The 21550-nt window shown below is 41.5% G+C and carries 11 protein-coding genes; 5 read left to right on the top strand and 6 right to left on the bottom strand.

Features of this window, described 5'->3' with window-relative positions; translation table 11 throughout:
• The first annotated feature begins 101 nt into the window (after positions 1 to 101).
• From FN815_RS01145 to FN815_RS01130, 4 genes are all read left to right on the top strand, one after another.
• Positions 102 to 6608, top strand: a complete 6507-nt coding sequence (locus FN815_RS01145; RefSeq protein WP_142452754.1) for a PAS domain S-box protein — start codon at positions 102 to 104, stop codon at positions 6606 to 6608.
• A gap of 54 nt (positions 6609 to 6662) precedes the next feature.
• Entirely contained in the window at positions 6663 to 8021 is a 1359-nt protein-coding gene (locus FN815_RS01140) for a sensor histidine kinase (protein WP_142452753.1), read from the top strand.
• A gap of 387 nt (positions 8022 to 8408) precedes the next feature.
• Complete coding sequence (locus FN815_RS01135) at positions 8409 to 8846, top strand: response regulator (RefSeq protein ID WP_142452752.1); 438 nt, start codon at positions 8409 to 8411, stop codon at positions 8844 to 8846.
• A gap of 12 nt (positions 8847 to 8858) precedes the next feature.
• On the top strand, positions 8859 to 13205 hold the full coding sequence (locus FN815_RS01130) for a PAS domain S-box protein (RefSeq protein ID WP_142452751.1): 4347 nt from the start codon (positions 8859 to 8861) through the stop codon (positions 13203 to 13205).
• A gap of 83 nt (positions 13206 to 13288) precedes the next feature.
• Here the strand turns inward: FN815_RS01130 and FN815_RS01125 are convergent, their stop codons facing one another.
• Both FN815_RS01125 and FN815_RS01120 read right to left on the bottom strand, forming a co-directional pair.
• Positions 13289 to 14458 carry an alkaline phosphatase gene (locus FN815_RS01125; RefSeq protein WP_142452750.1) on the bottom strand — a complete coding sequence of 390 codons (1170 nt, stop codon included), beginning with the start codon at positions 14456 to 14458 and terminating at the stop codon, positions 13289 to 13291.
• Between the two features lie 73 nt (positions 14459 to 14531).
• A complete protein-coding gene (locus tag FN815_RS01120; protein ID WP_142452749.1) occupies positions 14532 to 16079 on the bottom strand; it encodes a DEAD/DEAH box helicase in 1548 nt (515 codons plus the stop codon).
• Positions 16080 to 16223: 144 nt separating this feature from the next.
• Here FN815_RS01120 and FN815_RS01115 point away from each other — a divergent pair, with 144 nt between their 5' ends.
• Positions 16224 to 16931 (top strand): FKBP-type peptidyl-prolyl cis-trans isomerase, encoded by a 708-nt coding sequence (locus tag FN815_RS01115; protein ID WP_142452748.1) that lies wholly within the window; start codon positions 16224 to 16226, stop codon positions 16929 to 16931.
• Positions 16932 to 17220: 289 nt separating this feature from the next.
• On the opposite strand, the gene FN815_RS01110 is transcribed toward FN815_RS01115, so the two are convergent.
• The 4 genes from FN815_RS01110 to FN815_RS01095 form a co-directional block, all read right to left on the bottom strand.
• The gene (locus tag FN815_RS01110; RefSeq protein WP_142452747.1) at positions 17221 to 17871 is read right to left on the bottom strand and encodes a phosphatidylserine decarboxylase family protein; all 651 of its coding nucleotides are present in this window, start codon (positions 17869 to 17871) and stop codon (positions 17221 to 17223) included.
• 164 nt (positions 17872 to 18035) lie between these two features.
• Entirely contained in the window at positions 18036 to 19370 is a 1335-nt protein-coding gene (gene rseP / locus FN815_RS01105) for an RIP metalloprotease RseP (RefSeq protein WP_142452746.1), read from the bottom strand.
• Between the two features lie 5 nt (positions 19371 to 19375).
• On the bottom strand, positions 19376 to 20524 hold the full coding sequence (dxr, locus tag FN815_RS01100; RefSeq protein ID WP_221930204.1) for a 1-deoxy-D-xylulose-5-phosphate reductoisomerase: 1149 nt from the start codon (positions 20522 to 20524) through the stop codon (positions 19376 to 19378).
• Between the two features lie 120 nt (positions 20525 to 20644).
• Positions 20645 to 21544, bottom strand: coding sequence for a histone deacetylase family protein (locus FN815_RS01095; RefSeq protein WP_142452744.1), 900 nt, complete (start codon positions 21542 to 21544; stop codon positions 20645 to 20647).
• Positions 21545 to 21550 lie beyond the last annotated feature (6 nt).

Below are 21550 nucleotides of genomic sequence, written 5' to 3'. Positions count from 1 at the left end.
GTTTAGGTTTCACAAATAGTAGCGCGATAAACGAATACAACTTAGTGGTTGGTAGTAATAAATTGAGCTTTCAGGGCCGGAATTTGTTTAGGTATAATGATATGGATAACCAAGATACGATCATCAAGATTTTTAAAGCTTCCCCTACGCCTACGCTCATTCTTAGAGCAGATGATCCTGACTTTACCATCTTAGAAGTAAATAAAGCTGCCTTAGATATTTTGGATCAACAAGAGAATGTATTGCTGGGCCAACCTCTGTTTGAAGCCTTCCCTCCCAATCAGATTGATATACGCGGAGATGGCACCTCTGAGTTACTCAAGTCATTTCGAAAAGTACTACAGAAGAAGATTACCGACCGTATTACAAGCCTCCGTTATGACTTGGTAAAAAGGGATCAGGATTTTGATGAAAGATATTGGGAAGTCATAAATACTCCTGTTTGCAATGATTCCGGCGGCGTTGACTATATCATCAACACCATACATGATATCACAGACAATAAAATTAGCGAACGCGAAGCCAACTTAATGCTAAATAGCGCAGAGGACAGCTTTGTTCTGATAAACCGGGATTTAAATATCCTGAACTTTAATGAAGCCTATGCCGAAAAATGCCAGGATATATTTGATAAAAGACCCCGGAAAAGCACAAGTATCATAGAATTTGCCTTGCCAGATCGGGTAGAAAAAGTCCATGATATTTTAGATCAAGTATTTGACGGAGAAGTGATAAAAGCCGATTTGTCCATGACCAACACCAATGGACAAAATCGCTACTTTTATACGACGTATCGTCCCGCTTTTAACGAGAATGGTAACATTTACGGAGCGTTGGTTTCCATCTATGAAAAAACGGACGAGTTGTACTACAAAGCCCAGCTTGAAGAAAGCGAAGCCCGGTACCGTGCGTTGGTAGAAACCGGGAACGATGTGTTATTTATTTTACAGCCTGATGGCAGCCCTTCATATGTATCTCCCTCCTTAAAAAAGGTTTTGGGCTACGAGGTTGATGAAGCCATGAATTTGGATGTTGAAGCTGTTGTGCACCCGGATGATATCCATATTATTTACAGCGAGCTTGAAAAATGCCTGCAGCAGCCGGGGATGCCCATGGAAGTAACCCCTGCCCGTATGCAGCATAAAGATGGCAGCTGGCACTGGTTTGAAGGTACCATCACCAACATGCTGCATGATCCCAATGTGGGCGGAATTGTGGACAATTTCAGGGAAATTACCGACCGGGTAAAAGCGGAAAAACGAATTAAAAAAACCAAGGAAAAGTATCAATCGCTGGTACAAACCATAGATGGGGTGATTTGGGAAGCAGATGCGACCTCATTTACTTTCACCTATGTAAGTCCGCAGGTGCAGCGTATTTTGGGGTATTCTCCAGCAGAATGGCAGGGCTCCTCAGAGTTTTGGCAAAACAAAATACATCCACAAGATCGTGAGGAAGCCGTAGGTTTTTGTAAAAGCCAAACGCAGGAAGGCATTAATCACACTTTTGAGTACCGTATGCAAAGGGCTGACGGGGAATACATTTGGATACGGGATGTAGTAACTGTAATTAAAGAAGATGGCCAGCCAGTTCACCTGCGCGGCTTAATGATTGACATTACTCCTGAAAAAGAGCTGGAACAAAAACTGGAGCAAGCTTATAAACTGGCCAAAATTGGGAATTGGGAACTAAACGTTGAAAAGCAAAAGCTCTATTGGTCTACTTTTGTAAAGGAAGTGCATGAAGTAGCTCCTGATTATGAACCTGATCTGGAGTCAGCCCTTGGCTTTTATAAAGAAGGCTGGAGCCAGGAAAAGATTACGGAAGCAATAGAAAAAACCATTAATGAAGGTTCCTCTTTTGACCTGGAATTAGAGATTGTTACTGCTAAGGGTAATGAAAAATGGATCAGGGCTGTTGGTGAGGCTGAATTTCAGGATGGAGAGTGTAAACGGGTGTATGGCAGTACGCAGGATATCACAGAGATCAAAAATGTAGAGCAGGAGCTTAAACAATCGCATAGCAATTTTCTTGAGCGTGTAAAAGAACAGCGATGCTTGTATGAAATTAGCAACATTGAAGAACAAGAACTTTCTATTGACCAACTGTTGGAAAAAGCCTCACACATTATTCCCCAGGGTTTTAAATACAATGAGCTTTCGGAATGCTGTATCAAATGGGATAATCAAAAGTATCAAACCAAAAACTTTGAAGATAGTAGATATAAGTTAGCTGAATCCGGCAAACGATTATCTGACAAGTTTTTAACCGTTGAGATTATTTATCGTGATGTAGATGATAATTTGACCGAGCATCCTTTTTTAGCCGAAGAAAAAGAATTATTACAGGCTATAGCGCTTCAGTTATCCCAAAAAATTGATCAAATACAGAAGCGGGAGAAGCTTAAAAAAACCGAAGAGAAATATCGCAATGTTGTGGAGCACAGTTCCAACATGTTCTACCAGCACGATACGGATGGCCTTTTAACCTATGTGAGTGCACAAAGCATGGAGTTTTTAGGCTACTCTCCGGATGATGCCAAGCTGAAATGGACGGAGTTTATTACCGACCATCCCCTGAATAAAAAGGGAGAAGCCTTAACCCACAAAGCCATAAAAACTGGAGAGATACAGCCCGCCTACGAGTTACAGCTAAGGAAAGCCGATGGGGAAATAATTTGGGTAGAAGTAAACGAAGCTCCATTGAAGAAAAATGGTGAAGTGGTTGGTATTGTAGGCGCCCTAACTAATATTACAGAACGTAAACGGTACGAGGAGCAGCTGAAAGAAAGCCTTGAACGCTACAATTATGTAAGTAAAGCTTCTATGGATGCCATCTATGAATGGGACATAAAAAAAGATCATGTGCAGTGGGGGGATGGCTTTGAAGCTTTGTTCGGACACACTCAAAAAGAGGATCCATTTCCACTTAAAGAATGGGAAAAATTGGTGTATCCCGACGACCTTGAAGAAGTACAGCGAGACCTTTCCTATACCCTGCGCGATGCTTCTATGAATAAATGGTCTTACGAATACCGTTTTAAAAAAGCCGACGGAAGCTATGCCCATGTTGTGGAACACGGCTATATTATTCGGGATGAAGACGGCCAACCTACACGCATGATTGGGGCCTTGCGGGATATCAGCGAAAAGAAACAAGCCGAAATACATACTAAACTACAACAACAGGTATCCCAATTTTTTAAAGAGGAGAAACGGCTATCGCCTATTTTAGGTAACCTGACGGAGTTTCTTGCAGAGTATGAAAAATTTGATACGGCTGAAATTTGGCTAACCAGTACTGATGAAAAAGTGCTGCACATGATATCTTCCTACTCAGTGAGTATGAATGGAGCTGAATTTCTACGCAATAGCAGAGAAATTACAACCTTCAAAAAAGGAACCGGCCTTCCTGGCATGGTTTGGGAAGCGCAGGAACTTCTGGTTTGGGATGATATTGACAATAACCAATCATTTCTCAGGCATGAAGCGGCCGATAAAGCGGGGTTAAAATCTGCCGCCGGGTTTCCCCTATTTCATAATGGTAGGTTGGTAGGCGTATTAGTGCTGGGTAGCAGTAGAAGTTCGGAGGCCATTCGCAGAAAAATGATGCCATATGAATCCTTAACTGATTTCCTTGGGGCAGAAATCAAACGAAAACAACAGGAAGAAGAAATGCTGTTGTTATTTGAAAGCGCCCCGGATATTCTTGCTATCACCGCTTCTGACAAGCGATTTGTAAAAGTTAATCCCGCTTTTTGTGATTTGCTGGGATACACTGAAGAAGAGCTCACATCCCAAAATTACGAGAACTTTGTACACCCGGATGACCTGCAGGAAACCCAGAAAGAATACAGTGAAACCATTTCCGGGGAGCGTCAGGCCAATAACTATGTAAATCGGTGGCGAACCAAAAATGGAGAATACCGGTGGATATCCTGGAGCTCATCGGATGTATTTGGGGAAGATGGTTTTGTATTTACTTACGGCCGGGATGTAACAGAAAAAACAGAGTTGGAACAGTTGCTGAACCAGGCGCAAAAAATGGCTCAGATTGGTGCATGGGAAGTAGACTTTGAAAAAGAAGAAGTGTACTGGTCTCCCATCACACGCGAAATACACGAGGTAGATGAAGAGTACGAGCCCACTCTGGAAGAAGGCATTCTTTTTTATAAAGAAGGTGAAAGCCGGGAAGCCATACAACAGGCACTAGATCAAGCCATTGAAAAAGGAACCCCCTGGGATGTGGAATTACAAATAGTAACAGCCCTGGGCAACGAAAAATGGATTAGGGTGAAAGGTGAAGCACAAATTATAGATGGCGACTGTGTGGGCCTGTATGGAAGCTTCCAGGATATCCATGAAAGAAAGGAAGCCCAGCTAAATATGCTGGAAGCCCATAAAGAACGCCAACGTATTTTGGAACGCATTACCGAAGCCTTTTTTGCTATAGACGAAAACTGGACGGTAACCTATTGGAACAAGCAGGCCGAAGACATTACTGGTATATCCCGTGAGGAAGTGTTAGGCAATAATCTGTGGGATAGTTTTGAAGATGCTAAAGAACTTAAATTTTTTAGTGAATATGAACGGGCCTTGGAGCAACAGGAAGCGGTCCATTTTGAAGAATATTACCCACGCCTGGGTAAATGGTTTGAAGCTAATGGCTATCCTTCTAAAGAAGGCTTAAGTGTGTTTTTCAGGGATATCTCGGAGCGTAAGCAGGCCGCGGAAGAATTACAGGCTTCAAATAAAAAACTAAAAACGGCCCAAAAAATAGCCAAACTGGGATATTGGCGAGTGGGCATGGAATCGGGTGATATCTATTGGTCGGAACAGGCCTATGAAATTTGGGGAATGGATCCGGAGCAAGATGAAATTGATTTTGAGACCATTTTGGAGCGCTTGTACCCCGGAGAACGAGAACTGTTTTTAGAGCAGAATACCAACGCCATCACAAACCATGATCCGGTGAATATGGAACATCGCCTGAAAATGCCGGATGGTTCGGTAAAATGGTTGCATATTTTAGGCAATGTGGTAAAACCAGAAAATTCGGAAGAAGCTATCTTGGAAGGCACAGTTCAGGATATCACTGAGAAAAAAGCCACGGAAGTTAAGCTGCAGAAAGCCTATGAAGAGAAGGAAATTATTCTGGAAAGTATTGGAGATGGTTTCTTCACCTTGGACCAAAATTGGCAGGTTACTTACTGGAATCGAGCGGCAGAACAATTATTGAAAGTACCTAAACAAAACATACTTAAAGAAAACCTTTGGGATATTTTTGAATCCTGGATTGACCAGCCTTCCTACACTCACTTTCACCGGGTAATGTTTGAGCGGGTGAATGTTCATTTTGAAGATTATTACGAAAAAGAAGATAAGTGGTACGATATCAATGCCTACCCTTCTGCTAAGGGTATCTCTGTATTCTTCAAAGACATTACGGATCGAAAGAAAAACGAAGAAAAAATACGTCACATAAATGAACGCTTCGAAAAAGTTACAGAAGCCACCAATGATGCCATTTGGGATTTTAATGTAGTCGAAAATTCTCTGTTCTGGGGTAAAGGTTTTGAAACACTATTTGGTTATGATTTGAATGAAATAACCCCTAGCCTTGATTTCTTGTTGTCAAGAATTCACCCTGATGACCGTGAGCGGATTGCAACAAAGATCAATCAGTATATGAACGATTCTAAAAAATCGAATTGGCAAGAAGAGTACCGGTTTAAAAGAAAAGACGGCTCCTATGCCTATACCATCGACCGGGCCAATTTTATTCGGAATCAACAAGGAAATGTAATACGTGTAGTTGGAGCTATGACTGATATTACCAGTCAAAAAGAGTATGAGGCTGAACTAAAAAGTTTGAATAATGAGTTAGAGGAGCACGCCAAAGAACTTGCAGCCTCTAACGCTGAACTTGAACAATTTGCCTACGTAGCTTCTCATGACCTCCAGGAACCCCTCCGTATGGTTACAAGCTTCCTCACCCAGTTAGATAAAAAATACGCTGATAAGCTGGATGAGAAAGCCAATCAGTACATTCATTTTGCTGTAGATGGTGCTCAGAGAATGCGTCAAATTATTCTTGACCTGCTCAACTATTCCAGACTAAATAATGGGGATAAACAACGTTCTGATGTAGAGCTTAACAGGTTACTAATAGAAGTTCAATCGCTGGAACGAACTCATATTGATGAAAAGCAGGCCATGATCGAGGTTGGGGAACTTCCAAAAGTATCTGTGAATCCAGGAGCAATAAAACAATTATTCCAAAACCTCATAAACAACGCATTAAAATATCATAAACCTGATACCACTCCGAAAATTATAGTTAGTGCTGAAGATGCTGGCCTGTTTTGGAAAATCTCTGTCAAGGATAATGGAATTGGAATTAAAGAAGAATTCCAGGATACCATCTTCCAAATATTTCAGAGACTTCATACCCGTGATGAATACTCAGGTACCGGGATTGGACTCGCTATTAGCAAAAAGATTGTGGAGCGCCATGGTGGTAAAATCTGGGTAGAATCAGAGGAAGGCAAAGGGTGTAATTTCTTGTTTACAATTCCCAAGAAACCCAATACCAACGGTCAGTCATGATTTCTCGCTATGTTGTCAACGAACAGCCTTATTTTTTAACCCCCTTTTTTTCTGATGAAAAACTTATTTAATAACATATGGCAAGCTTACAAGGGGATCATTTTTCATCATTGTACGAATGACTTTGTAGCTACTACTTCCCTTTCGTACTGGCAAAACCGTCTTTTCGCTAATTCAGTTGTTTATCTAATTCCTTTAAGCATGATGGCCCTGATCCCAGGCATATACATGGCTTATATTAATAATTTAGACGGGATGATTGTAGTTGACAGCATCGGGGTTGTCGTAATCTTCTGTGTAGCATTTATACCGGGTATCACCGTTTTTGCCCGAAAATTACTTTTCAATGGTGTGTTGTACCTCATTTCCGCCATGCTACTGCTATATCTTGGCACTGCGGGGCCCGGCTTATTGTACCTGCTGGGCATCACCATTTTTACGGTATTAAGCCTGGATAAAAAGTTCGGATATATTGCTGTAGTGTTTAACACTTTGATCTGTATTTCTGTGGGACTTTTATTGTATATGGAGGTGGGAAACTTTGCAGTGCTGGGACAAAACGAGTTGGGCGCCTGGATAGCTATCTCTTCCAATCTTGTTTTTCTAAGTGCTATGTCTGCTATTCTAATTCCCATTTTGTTTAATGGATTGGAATCTGCCATTACTCAAGAAAACCGGCTACGATCAGAATTGGAAATCGAACGGGGAAAACTTCAAAGCAGTATCAAGCAGCTCAATAACAAAAACAAGGAACTTGAGCAATTCGCTTACACGGCCTCTCATGATTTAAAAGAACCCTTACGGATGATCCGTAGTTTTATGCAGCTGCTTGAAAAGCGATATGCTACCCAGTTGGATGATAAAGCCCGCCAGTATATTCATTTTGCCGTGGATGGTGCTGCCCGGATGACATCTTCTATAGACGAGTTGCTTGAATATTCTCGTATTAGCCGCTTGTATAATGAGACAGAAGAAGTAGTTATGGAAGCTATAGTTCAGGATGTTTTAAAATTACTTGATGGGCAAATATCCCATAAGAACGCAAATGTTGTTGTTGGCACATTACCCACTGTAACAGGCGTACCTGTTACTTTAAAAATTTTGATGCAAAACCTGGTATCCAATGCTCTGAAATATCAGCAAAAAGATACCCAGCCACAGATCGATATATCCTGCAAGGAATTAGAAAACCATTGGGAATTTGCTGTTAAAGATAATGGTATAGGTATAGCTACTGAGCACCATCATGAAGTATTTGGAATGTTCAAACGCCTGCATGCCCGCAGTGAATACTCGGGAACCGGCATGGGCTTAGCCATGTGCAAGAAAATCATAGAACAACATAAAGGACAAATTTGGATTGAATCAAAAGAAGGAGCTGGAAGTATTTTTTATTTCACAATATCCAAATAAATGCAGCATATACTATAAAATTTAGAATGCCGGTTTTTAAAAATGTTAGTTAACCAGAAAGAAGTGATTGATTTTAATGCCATTTTAGTCCAAGTTGACCTAACACAACAAAAAATGTTGATTTACCCAAAAAAGCATCATAAAAATAGTGCTATAGTTTTGGGAGCACAGGTATCTACGGATAGATATTGCTCAGATTTAAGGAGTCGCACAGTACTAATGTTATTCATCCAATGGATAATGTCTGTTCATTGGAATTGTACAACTACCTTAATTCCGCAATGGTTTAATCATTTTATGAGTGGTGTTAATTATAGCGGAATTCAATCGGTTTTATTGAAAGTCAAAAACAGGCCACATAAAAGAAAGTAGTCTAAGGCTAAGATCATGGAAAAAAAGGAAATTCATATACTTTTGGTTGAAGATAACGAGGGCGATATCGTACTAACCACAGAGGCTCTCGAAGAAGGTAAATTAAATAACAGCATTTCCGTTGTGCGTGATGGCTGGCAAGCCATACAGTATCTCGAAAAAGAGGAAGGGTACGAAGATGTTGAGACACCTGACTTAATTTTATTGGATATAAACCTTCCGAAAATAAACGGGCATAAAGTACTGAAGCATATTAAAACCAGCGGGCATTTAAAACAAATTCCGGTTATCATGCTAACCACTTCCTCAGATGAGATAGATATCAATAAATCGTACAAAAATCATTCTAACTGTTATATCACAAAACCTATTGATATAAATGATTTTCTGGATGTCATCTCTACCATCGAAAATTTTTGGATATCTATTGTACAATTCCCTAAGACTAAATAATACGGTAGAGATATGTATCAAACACAGCTAAACCTTAAAGTGCTGGTCGTAGAAGACAATCCCGGGGATTTTGTACTTATTGAGGAATATCTCTCAGAGAATTTCAAGGATCCGGAAACCACACACGTTACAACTTTCTCGCAGGCAGAAAAAGAACTTAGCTCCAATCACAACTTCAATGTAATTCTGCTCGACCTTACCCTGCCGGATGCCAAAGGAGAAGAATTGGTCAAGAAAATGACCTCCATTTCCGAAAGTATTCCAATTATTGTACTTACAGGGTATGAAAATCAGGAATTCGGGCTGCGTACCTTAAGTATGGGTATTGCTGATTATTTACTGAAAGATGAGATCACTCCATTTATTTTGGGCAAAGTTATAGCCTATAGTATTGAGCGGAACAGAATTGGCCGTTCTCTAAAAGAGTCAGAGAAAAAATACCGTGACATATTTAATCTAAGCCCACAGCCAATGTGGGTTTTTGAGATTGAAAGTTTACGTTTTTTGGATGTGAACCAGGCTGCCATCGACCATTATGGTTACAGCCGAGAAGAATTTCTATCGATGACGATAAGAGATTTAAATGCTAACCCCTCCCCTGATTTAAATTCTGCACAAGTAGTCAGAGAAGATCAAAAAGAGCTCACCGTTACCCATAAGAAAAAAGATGGATCCGAGATACAAGTTCGAATTAAGGCAGACATTATTGACTATCTGGGAGATAAAGCAAAGATAGAGCTGGCCGAGGATGTAACTCAGAAGCTTAAAACGGAGCATTCTTTAGCACAAAAAAGTCAACTTTTATCGGCAAACGCAAAAGTGGCAAGTGCGCTCATAAAAAATGAAAACTGGCTGAATGTATTATCTGAAACCTTCCAGATTATTGGTGAAGCCATCGAGGTAGACCGGGTTTATTATTTTGAAAACCACGAGGATCCTGAAACCGGTCAAAAAATGACCAGCCAAAAAATTGAATGGACAACCGATTCTGCAACTCCACAACTTGATAACCCGGAATTACAAAACCTTAACCAGACTGACTTTAAAGAATTGTATGACCTTCTTCGAAAAGGTAAGATCTTTAAATCCTTAGTGAAGGATTTGCCCGATTCTTTGTTGAAAGAAGCTCTTGAAGCACAAGACATCCTGTCCATCCTCATCTTCCCGATCTTTGTTAAAGACGAATTCTATGGCTATATCGGCTTTGATGACTGCCAAACCGAAAGGCAATGGAATAAGGAAGAAATTCAGTACCTGCGTACTATCTCATCCAATATTTCAAGTACAATTCAACTTCGTAACACCACCCGCGAACTGCAAATGAGCGAGTATAAGTTTAAGTCTATGGTGGAAGAAGGCGGCGACTTGATAGAAATATTGGATAAGCATGGTGGTTTCAATTTCATCAGTCCAAACCTTACCAAAATTTTGGGATGGCAATATGATGAAATTAAAGACAAAACCATGTTTGATTTCATACATCCTGATGAACTTGAAGCAGCCAAACAGGATTTTGAAGAATTAAGATCCAGCAAGTATGTAAACCTGCGATCATTTCGTTTTCAACATAAGGACGGAAAATATAAATGGCTTAAATGTACAGGCTCTAATTTAGCGGATGATCCCATCATTAGTGGTTTCCTTATAACCGCTTCAGATATCACACAACAAAAATATTACAGTGAACTTCAGCGGCTTGAACGCGATGTTCTCGAAAAAAATGCTTTGCAAGAACGTAATGTCAGAGACATCATCAAAGAATTTTTATTGGGCATTGAACACTTGCATACGGGTATTCGTACTTCTGTCACTTTAGCTGAAGGGAATCAACTGCGCTGTTTTGCAACACCCTCCTTCCCTGCCAGTTTTATGGAGGAACTTGATGGTATACCAATAGCTGAAAACAGTGGTTCTTGTGGAACTGCTGCCTACAGAGGTGAGCCTGTAATTGTCGAAAATATTTTCGAAAGTCCGCTTTGGGAAGGATTTACGGATTTTGGTGAAAAATATAATTTTATCGGCTCCTGGTCCCAGCCCGTTTTCAATAATAGAGGTGAACTGATAGCCAGTTTTGCTGTTTATTACGAGAAACCAGCCTTCCCTACTCAGTATGAACATAATACCGTTGAAAGGGCGGCCCATATCCTGCGTATTTTATTTGAAAGTGAAGAAAAAGTACAGGCAGAACAAAAACTTGCCTTACGTGAAAAACGCTTTAAAGCACTGGTTCAGGAAGGCTCTGACTTAATAGCCATTCTGGATGAAGATTTTAGGTTCAGCTATATTAGTCCCACTTCCGGTGAAAACTTTGAGGAATACCTTCACATGCCTGCCGTAGACTTTATCCATCCTGAAGACCAAGCAAAGGTTAAGGAAAAAATTAGAACCCTGGCCCACGAAAAACGCATTGTATTGGACCCCTACCGCCTGCAAGCCAAAGATGGCCGGTATCACTGGGTTGAAACTATCATCACCAATTTGATGGATGAGCCGGCTGTGGGTGGATATGTAGCAAACTCCAGAAATATAACCGGCCAGATTAAGCGCGAAGAGAAGCTTTATGAACTTTCTCTTGTTGCCTCTAAAACCACAGAAATGGTTGTAATTAGTGACAACCAAAGTCGGGTTACGTGGGTAAATAGTGCATTTGAAAAAACTACCGGCTTTGAACTTGAGGACATAAAGGGAATAAGGCCAGGAGATATTCTACAAGGTCGTAATACCGATTTGGAGGTGAGTAAAAGGCTCCGCAAGGCACAGGCTAATTACGAGTCTATTGAGGATACCAACCTTTATTACAAGAAGAATGGAGAACCATTCTGGCTGAACCTTAGTATCGATCCCATTCTTAATGAAGATGGAGAATGCACTCACATCATCTCAATCCTTAAAGACGTAACTGAAAAGATAGAAAAATCTAAAGAGTTACAAAGCAGCCTTGAACGTTATGATGCGGTCAATAAGGCAACCAGTGAAGCAATCTGGGATCTTGACCTGGAATCAGACCTTATGGTCTATAACGATAATTTCAGGTCTATTTTTGGGTACAATCAAACTCAAATAGAAAATGTAGGCTCTTGGTGGCGTGATAAAATTCACCCGGAAGATCTTGGAAAAGTTGATGAGGCGTTGGCTGATGTACTCAAAAACAACAAGAAAGAACGATTCCAAATTGAATACAGATACAAAGCCTCGGATGGTTCCTACAAACATGTTTTTGACCGGGCATATGTGCTTAAAGACGACAAGGGAAAGGCAGTTCGTATGATTGGTGCCATGCAAGATGTTACCCATGAAGTACAGGAACAAGAGCGGCTGAAACTCCTTGAATCAGTCATTACCAATACTTCCGAATCGGTGACCATATTACAGGCAGAGCCTGGCAAATTTGGAAGAGAAATAGTGTATGCAAATGAAGCTTTCACCAAGCTAACCGGATACTCTAAAGATGAAGTCATTGGCCGTACCCTGCATTTCTTAAATGGCCCTGAAACTGATGATGAAGTAAGAGAACAGCTTCGGACAGCAATGAAGAATTTTACCCCTGTTGAAGTTGAATTTATCAACTACAAAAAGGACGGGACTCCTTTCTGGGTAAATACCTCCATGGTTCCTGTAGCCGATAATAACGGTAATTACACGCATTGGGTTGCCATTGGGCGCGATGTAACGGATCAAAAGAACTACGAAGCCGAAATCAAAGCTTCCCTTTCTGAAAAAGAGACCTTGCTTGCCGAGATCCACCATCGAGTTAAAAATAATCTTGCCGTGGTTTCCGGGATGATGCAGCTGCAAGCCTTCGATTCAACCAATGAAGATCTAAAAGCTAAATTGTATGATAGTGTAGTTCGAATAAAAACAATGGCTACGGTACACGAATTGCTGTACAACTCAAATAGTTTTTCTCAGCTTGATTTCTCAGATACTCTTGTAAAATTAGTTGAAAATGTTTCTGAGACCCTTCAAACAGGTTCTAAAGTAGACCTTAAGATTGAATGTGACCCCATAAAACTTAATATCAACCAGGCTATTCCAGCTTCATTAATTGTTAATGAGGTGATCACAAATTCTTTCAAGCATGCTTTCAAAGACAGAAAAGATGGAACATTAGTCTTTGAGTTAAAAGAAAAACCCAATGACAAAATCCTCATTTCTATTACAGACAACGGAGTTGGGCTTCCTGAAGACGAGGAATATTCCAACCAAAGCTCCTTAGGGCTTCATCTCATTGAAGTGCTTGCGCAACAAATAGAAGCAGAATATAGCTATGAAAATGTTCAACCAGGAACACAGTTTACTATTTGCTTTGAACGGCAAATCCAAAAAAGTGGAATTGGAAGTAACAGTATGGAATTCTAATTCATGACATATTTCATCCATAAAAAAAGCCTGTGTTCTTTACAGGCTTTTTTTATGCTCTATATTATCGCGAACCAAAGATATTACTCAGAAAGAATCGGTAAATCCCCTACCTGAAGCAAGCGGGCCAACTTAATACCTACTTCTGTGTTATCCATCCATCCCATGAATTCCTGAGCCTGAGGACCGTAAGCCATCAAAGGTACCGGAACCCCGCTATGATGTGTTGTTGCCCAGTAAACCTGAAGGGAATCGCTTGCTGTTTGATCTAAAAGTGTTAAACCACCGGTTTCATGATCAGCGGTAAACACTACCAGTGTTTCACCATCTTGTTCGGCAAAATCCAACACGGTTTTTACCGCATCATCAAAATCCTTCATCTCTCGTTTAAGATATTCAATATCATTAGAATGACCTGCCCAGTCAATTTGGCTCCCTTCCAACATCAGGAAAAAGCCGTCTTCATCTTTAGTCAAAAGCTCCAGGGCCTTCTCTACCATTTGAGAACTGGAAGGCTCTCCCTCCTCGCGTTCCATGCCATCTTCGGCAAAAAGTCCTAAAAGGCGTTCCCCATTGGCATTGATCAACTGCGTAGCATTTCTCAGAACCTGGTATCCAGACTCTTCAAATTGGGTTACTAAGTCCAGTGAATCTGAGCGTAGTTCAGGCGCAAACCACTTCCATCCGCCCCCGAGGAATACTTCAGCTCCAGAATCCAGAAAATCAGCAGCAATATCCTCCTGCATCCCCCTGTCGTTCACATGTGCGGCATAACTGGCCGGCGTTGCATGTGTGATGGAAGATGTGGATATCAATCCGGTACTAAGTCCTTCTTGTTCAGCGAGCTCTAAAATGGTGGTGCAGGGAACTTGTTCAGGGTTAACCCCAATGGCTCCGTTGTAGGTTTTGATACCGCAAGAATAAGCCGTTGCACCGGCAGCAGAATCGGTAATTAAGTTATCTGAAGAGGAAGTTTTTACCGTTCCTGTTACAGGCATTGTTTGGAGATGAAGTCGACCTTCAGGCCCAACCAAGGCATACTGACCGGCTGTGATCTGGGCAAAGCCTGTTCCGTCTCCTATCAAAAAGATTACATTTTTAACGGTTGTTTTATCTGACATGGAAAGCATAGGAGGTTTTTCAGCACTTACAGAACTGGAAAGCTGGAAGGCTTCGGTCTTATCCTCCATCTCCGCTTGCTGGCAGGCCAATGCCAGAATGAATGTTAGAGTAACAAGAATAAAATTTTTCATAGATTTTATTTTAAAAGTACAACTTAACAAGCTTCCTTTAAATTAAGGCATTGTAAATATTACCTTAACCAGATCAGGAAAAGAACGATTTGATCAAACCCCACAGTCCTTTAGCTGGCTTTGGTGCATTTTGATTGCGCTTGGTAGCTTTCTTTATTCGTTCTGCCGGCATCACATTCTTTCTGCTGCTTTTTTTGCTGGAAGAAGATGACTTCCCGGATGAGCTTTTACTACTTTTACCCTTGTCTTTTGAAGCTGGCTTGTTGTCTTGCTTTTTATCCTTCTTAAGGTTGTGCTTAAGCACTACCTTCACACTTTTCAGGTTTTCTACGCGCTTATTTGCAGCCTGAATTTCTTTGTCACTCAATTTCTTTTTCCGCACTGAATTGTTATCTGATGATTTTGAATCCTCATTCTTATTCGAATTATTTGAAGCAGATTTTGAATCGCTCTTTTTACTGGACTGATTGTCATCACTTTTCCTGGAGCTTTTTCGTGAGCTTTTCTTTCGGGAAGATTGTTGCTCCATAATTTCCAACTGATCCCCCACTTTGTCCTGAATAGCAGAGAAAGCCCTTTTGTCCTTTTTATTGACGAAGGTTACAGCGATACCAGTCTTATCATATCGCCCCGTTCGGCCAATGCGATGGACATAATCCTCAACCTGACGAGGTACATCGTAATTGATAATCAAAGAAACATTGTCAATATCAATACCACGAGCCAGTACATCTGTGGCTACAATAACAGGTACTTTACCGCTTTTGAAATCATGCAGTGCTTTGTTCCGCTCATCCTGGTCACGGTCACCATGAATACTGCCGGCATTAATGCCATTCTTCACCAATAGTTGTTCCAACTGGTCTGTGCCACGCTTGGTAGCACAGAAAATGATACACGACTCCCACTCCAGCTCGTCCAGTACTTGTTGTACCAATTTTAATTTTTGGCGTTGGTCTACGAAATATCCCTTTTGAGTGATACTTCCGGAAGGTTTCTCAATTTCTATTTCAATCTTCTCGGGATTTTTCATGAACTGGTTGGCCAGTTTCTTGATCTCCCCGGGCATGGTTGCTGAGAATAACAGCGTCTGCCGCTCTTGAGGCAGCTGCTTGATGATCTTGGTTACATCGGGCAAGAATCCCATATCCAACATCCGGTCAGCTTCATCCAATACAAGGTATTTGATATGGCTTAAATCCATATCCAGCACTTTCATTTGGTCAATCAGACGCCCGGGAGTGGCTACAATTATATCAACTCCGCCACGGATTGCATTGGCCTGCTGGGCAAAGTTAGCTCCGCCTATTACGTTAGCCGATGAGATCCCGGTATGGTATCCCAGTGCAAAAATTTGTTCGTCTATCTGCTGGGCCAATTCTCTTGTTGGTGATAAAATCAGCGCCTGCGTATGATCCGATTTGTTTTCCAGGATTTTCTGCAGGATGGGAATTACAAAGGCACCAGTTTTTCCTGTACCTGTTTGGGCAGCCCCAATAAGATCTTTTTGTTCTAAAATAATGGGTATGGCTTGCTCTTGGATAGGCGTGGGTTCTGAGTAGCCCGTATCTCTCAAACCGCTCTGCAAGGCTTCATGAAAGCTAAAGTCGTTAAAAGTCAAAATATCGTCTGTTTTTAAAATTATTTAAATAGCCTTTCAATATACACAGATAGAAGATTATTTATTCCACTTTGCCGTGATTTACCCTATTTTGTGGTAATTGATTTTAAACCTTTCACAAATCTTAATTTTAAAATCCATAATATGACATTTCAAAAGTTAATTCTTGGTACGGTTGTAGGCTCGTTCCTCTTTGTATCGGCCTGTAACCAAACACAAAGCAATAACAGTCCTGAAGCGAATCTTTCAACTAAACTGGACAGTGTTAGTTATGCTTTGGGGTATCAAAACGGTTCATTTCTGGCTCGTGAAGGCGTTGAAGAGTTAAACTACGGAAACTATAACGCCGGTATGAGTACTGGTATTTCTGGTGAAGACGGCTTGTTAACACAAGAACAAATCATGGCCGTTACCAATAGTTATCTTCAAGAACTGAATGAAAAACAAAGTTCTGATAACGCCGAAGAAGGCGAATCCTTCCTGGAAGAAAATAAATCCAAAGAAGGTGTTCAGGTAACCGACTCCGGTTTACAGTACAAAGTTATTGAAGAAGGTGACGGTGCCTCCCCTACTGCTGAAAATGTAGTGCGTGTGCATTACGAAGGAAAACTGCTTAACGGTGAAGTTTTTGACAGCTCTTACGAAAGAGGCGAGCCGGCTGAATTCCCGCTTAACCGTGTTATTCCAGGCTGGACCGAAGGCGTACAACTGATGCAGGAAGGTGCAACGTATGAGTTCTACATTCCTTCTGATTTAGCCTATGGCGCTCGTCCTCCACAAGGCAGCCCCATTGGACCAAATCAAACATTGATTTTTAAAGTAGAGCTACTGGAAGTTAAAGAAGCACAATAATTTACACTTATTAATTTATTATAAATTCAGAGCCTGGAAGTAATCTTTCAGGCTTTTTTTTATGCGGATAGTATTGCGGGATAACTCTTCTGAAGGGCTAAATATTTACAATATTGAAGAGACTATCTATCACAAAAAAGTAAAGCGAAACGGTGATATTTGAGAAGACTATATGGGCTGTGATTGTATCGCTATAAAGATCGGCATCACACCAATGACAGAAAATAATGTAAACTGAAATTTTACAAATAAGCCTGACCTTTCAATACCATATCACCCCATCACTATATCACTTAATCTCTCCTAAAATCGACTCTCCAGCAACAGTTGTATCGCCCGGCTGTACCTTAACCTTCACATTGCCTGGCACCACAATATCCATTCTGGAGCCGAATTTCATGATACCGAAGCGCTCCCCGGCTTTAAGCTGATCCCCTTCTCCAATATTGTAAACGATGCGACGAGCCAAAAATCCGGTAATCTGCCGGAAGAATATTTTAGTACCGGACGGATGCTTCACTCCAAAATCAGCCCGTTCATTGAGCTCAGAGGCGTGCTCCGTCCAGGCCATAAGGTATTCGCCCGGATGGTACTTCACATACTCTAACAAACCAGAAACAGGGTTACGGTTCACATGCACATTCAGCGGGGAAAGAAAAATGCTGATTTGTGTAGCCTTCTCTTTTAGATATACATCCTCTTCCACTTCTTTCACGAACACCACTTTTCCATCAGCAGGAGATATAATCAAATCCTGATTAGCAGGAGGAGTACGCTCTGGATCTCTAAAAAAGAATACCGTGAGTGCCGTTAAAACCACAAAAACTGCCATAATAGCATAAGCAATCCATTGCGGTAAAAAGTAGACGGCAAAAATACTTATCAGTGCAGAAACAATGCCTACAATGGCAATGGTAGCAAATCCTTCACGTGAGATCATAACATTAGTAAATGGTTATTCGGCAAACGGTTACGCATTTATTGGGAAAGGATAGTAGGTTCAGTTAAAAACTCATAACCAATCCACATAGACCAATAACGGTTCACTTCAGACAGTAGAATTCATTCAATTTCTGGTCCTTACAGCAATGCCCAATTTAGAAATTAAAAATACCTGAATGCATCGTTGAACATTACAAATATGAAGATGGCTATCATGATGAAGAAGCCAATCTGCTGAGCCACCATGCGAACCTTTTCAGAAGGCTCTCGCCGGGTAATCCCTTCATATATTAGGAATACAAGATGACCTCCATCCAAAGCTGGAATGGGCAAAATGTTTAAAATAGCCAAGGTGATACTTAGTAATGCTGTAATATTCCAAAAACCAATCCATCCGGCTCTATCTGTTGCTTCGCGGGTCATATTTGCAATTGCTATGGGACCACCAAGATTCTGGGTTACAGAAATATCACCACTAAACATGCGGGCAAATGCCTGTACGGTACCAACTGTCCGATCAACGGTTTCATGATAGCCTTCACTGATTGACTCAAATAAACCGTAATCAATGCGAGTAGCCCCAGCCATGTCAAGTGTGGGGGAAACAATGCCTACCGTTTGGGTTTCAGGGTCTGGCGCAATGGAAGTATAAAACACGGAGTCACCCCGTTGAATGCCAAAATCAATGGCTCCCTCAGCATTTTGTATAATATCAACCAGCTGTACCCAATATTTAACAGAATTACCATTTGCCGATATAAATTTATCTCCGGCTTCAAGGCCCGCTGACGCTGCCGGACTTCCTGCCTGAACAGAAGATATCGTGGATGGATATGTGTATTCAGGACTGATAAAACCGCGGGTCTTCAAACTGTCTAAATAGTTTGGCGAAACGGGAATATTCACCTCATTACCATCTCTTATAACCGTATAATTCAGATTATCGGAAGTCAGGTTAGACAGTGAAACCAAGTCATTGAAATAAGTAGCTCGTTCACCATTTACACCAACAATTTTATCCCCGGTTTGGAAGCCCACTTCATGTAAAAGCGAGGTCTCAGGTACATAAATACCTTCTGTCTCTTCAATAGGCAGTACGGCTTTACCCTGTGTGTAAGTCATTCCGAAGTAGATCATCACTGCCAGAATCATATTGAATATTACACCAGCTGTAATGGTAATAATTCGCTGCCAAACAGGCTTGCTTCGAAACTCCCAGGGTTCGGGTTCTTTTTCAAGATGATCGGTATCCAGACTCTCGTCAATCATCCCGGAAATTTTAACATATCCGCCCAGCGGAGTTGCTCCGATACAGTAGTCAGTCTCTCCCTTCTGGAAACCCCATACACGGGGCGGGAAACCGATGGAGAAGCGTTCTACACGCATCCCAAAGAGTTTTGCTGCAAGGAAGTGCCCAAGTTCGTGTACAAAAACGAGGAGCATCAGCGCCCCGCCAAAAATGAGCAGTGTATTTAATAGATTTAGAAACCAGTCCATGTAACTTATTTAGTGAGTGATTCCGCGTAGCTACGCGTCTCTTTGTCAATTTCTTTTAGCGTCTCAACGTTTAAACTATCCTTAGATTGGATATTTGCCAAACTTTTTTCCACAATTTTAGGGATGTCAATATAACCAATTTCACGTTTTAAAAATCGATCTACTGCTACTTCATTGGCTGCGTTTAAAACAGCCGGAGCATAAGGACCTTCCGTGATACTATCCATTGCCAATTTTACGCAAGGGAACTTCTCGTAGTCAACCGGTTCAAAAGTCAGGTTTTGCGCCTCTTTCCAGTCCATTCTTGGTGTATCTAAGGTCCATCTTTCCGGATAACTAAGTGCATAAATGATGGGCACTTTCATATCCGGCAGTCCCAGTTGCGCTTTGCTGGAACCATCTACAAAAGTGATCATCGAATGTATGATACTTTGGGGATGAATAACCGGCTCAATCTGTTTAACGGGCAAATCAAATAACCAGTGTGCTTCAATTATTTCCAGCCCCTTGTTCATCATCGTGGCCGAATCAATAGTGATTTTAGCACCCATATTCCAGTTGGGATGATCCAGGGCTTGTTCCACTGTCACTTCCTGCATTTCACTGCGGTTGAGCTCCCGGAAAGGTCCGCCGCTGGCTGTGATAATAATCTTCTCAATATCCTTCCGGTTTTCTCCTGTCAGGCATTGAAACATAGCGCTGTGCTCAGAATCTACCGGTAAAAGTTGAGCACCTGATTGCTGCAATGCATTTTTTATCAACGCACCGCCAACTACCAGTGACTCTTTGTTGGCTAGCGCCACCTTTTTTCCAGCATTGATGGCAGAAAGAGTTGACTCAAAACCTGCAAAGCCCACCAGAGCATTTAAAACCGTATCTACTTCATCGAGGCTTGCAATATCAGCCAACTCTGTTGATCCGGAAAGTACTTCGGTGTCGGATACAGTGTCTGATAACACTTCTACATGCTCCTCATCACTGATAACCGTATATCGTGGTTGAAACTCATTAACCTGTTCAGCCAACAATTCCCAGTTTGAATGTGCCGTAAGGGCCACAATCTCAAATTTGTCCGGGTGCTGCCGAACAATATCCAGCGCTTGCGTGCCGATAGAGCCGGTTGAACCTAAAATTGCCAGTTTTTGTATGCTCAAAAGTTTTTGATCTTGGTTAGTCATTCATACCTGAAGGCATGAGAAAGTGCAGTCGATCCAAACAGTAAAGGCGCATTAACTGCGCCCTGATAATCGACGCCTAAATTAAGCATTCATAGATCAAAAGCCCATTTCTTTTGCCACTTCATACATTTGGGCATGGGCCTTCACCGTATCTTGCAAAGTTGGTGCATAGCCCCCAGAAAGAAGTAGCACCAGCGGGTAATTTTTTTGGGTGATGGTTTCGATGACAATCCGCTCCCGTTCGCGCAGTCCGGCCAGCGTAAGCGATAGTCTTCCAAAGTGATCAGCCGCCAGCGGATCAATCCCGCCAAGGTAAAACACTAAATCCGGTTCAAACTCTGAAAGAACCTTATCTAAAGCATCTATCAAGGCTTTATGATAATCGGGATCTCCGGTCTTGTCAGGCAGTCCAACATCGAGATCTGAGGGGGGCTTTTTAAATGGGTAGTTCTTTTCACCATGAATGGAAAAAGTGTACACATCCGGATCATTTGCAAAAATATGTGCTGTCCCATTGCCTTGATGAACATCACAATCTACAACTAAAATCTTGCTGGCCCATTTCGAATGCTGCAATACCCTGATGGCGACGGCTACATCATTATACACACAAAATCCTTCGCCATGATCCGGCATGGAGTGATGCGTTCCTCCCGCAAGGTTACCAGCTAATCCATCCTGTAAAGCCATCAGTCCTGCATTAATGGTGCCTTGCACCGCCAAACGAGAACGAATAGCCAGGGATTTACTCCACGGCAAGCCCATCCTTCGCTCCTCTTTGTGTGTAAGCGTACCATCCCAAATAGCACGGGCATACCTGGAAGTGTGAGCTGTAATCAAATTTGAAAAATCAACCATAGACGGAGCCACTACTTCCTCTTCTTTGATGACTCTGTTTGCAATCAAATAGGCATGTAATCCCGAAAATTTCTTCATCGGGAAAACGTGATCATCGGGGATATCGGCCACATAGCCGGGATTATAACTTACTCTCAAACGGAA

Origin of the sequence: Gracilimonas mengyeensis, from assembly GCF_900182705.1 — a bacterium.
Classification (GTDB): Bacteria; Bacteroidota; Rhodothermia; order Balneolales; family Balneolaceae; genus Gracilimonas; species Gracilimonas mengyeensis.
Note: the sequence above shows the minus strand (reverse complement) of the source record. Positions and strands in the feature narration are given on the sequence as shown.

Excerpts from the sequence above, each read along its gene's own strand:
- FN815_RS01145 (WP_142452754.1), top strand. The coding sequence starts at position 102 with ATGGATAACCAAGATACGATCATCAAGATTTTTAAAGCTTCCCCTACG.
- FN815_RS01140 (WP_142452753.1), top strand. The coding sequence starts at position 6,663 with ATGAAAAACTTATTTAATAACATATGGCAAGCTTACAAGGGGATCATT.
- FN815_RS01135 (WP_142452752.1), top strand. The coding sequence starts at position 8,409 with ATGGAAAAAAAGGAAATTCATATACTTTTGGTTGAAGATAACGAGGGC.
- FN815_RS01130 (WP_142452751.1), top strand. The coding sequence starts at position 8,859 with ATGTATCAAACACAGCTAAACCTTAAAGTGCTGGTCGTAGAAGACAAT.
- FN815_RS01125 (WP_142452750.1), bottom strand. The coding sequence starts at position 14,458 with ATGAAAAATTTTATTCTTGTTACTCTAACATTCATTCTGGCATTGGCC.
- FN815_RS01115 (WP_142452748.1), top strand. The coding sequence starts at position 16,224 with ATGACATTTCAAAAGTTAATTCTTGGTACGGTTGTAGGCTCGTTCCTC.
- FN815_RS01110 (WP_142452747.1), bottom strand. The coding sequence starts at position 17,871 with ATGATCTCACGTGAAGGATTTGCTACCATTGCCATTGTAGGCATTGTT.
- rseP (WP_142452746.1), bottom strand. The coding sequence starts at position 19,370 with ATGGACTGGTTTCTAAATCTATTAAATACACTGCTCATTTTTGGCGGG.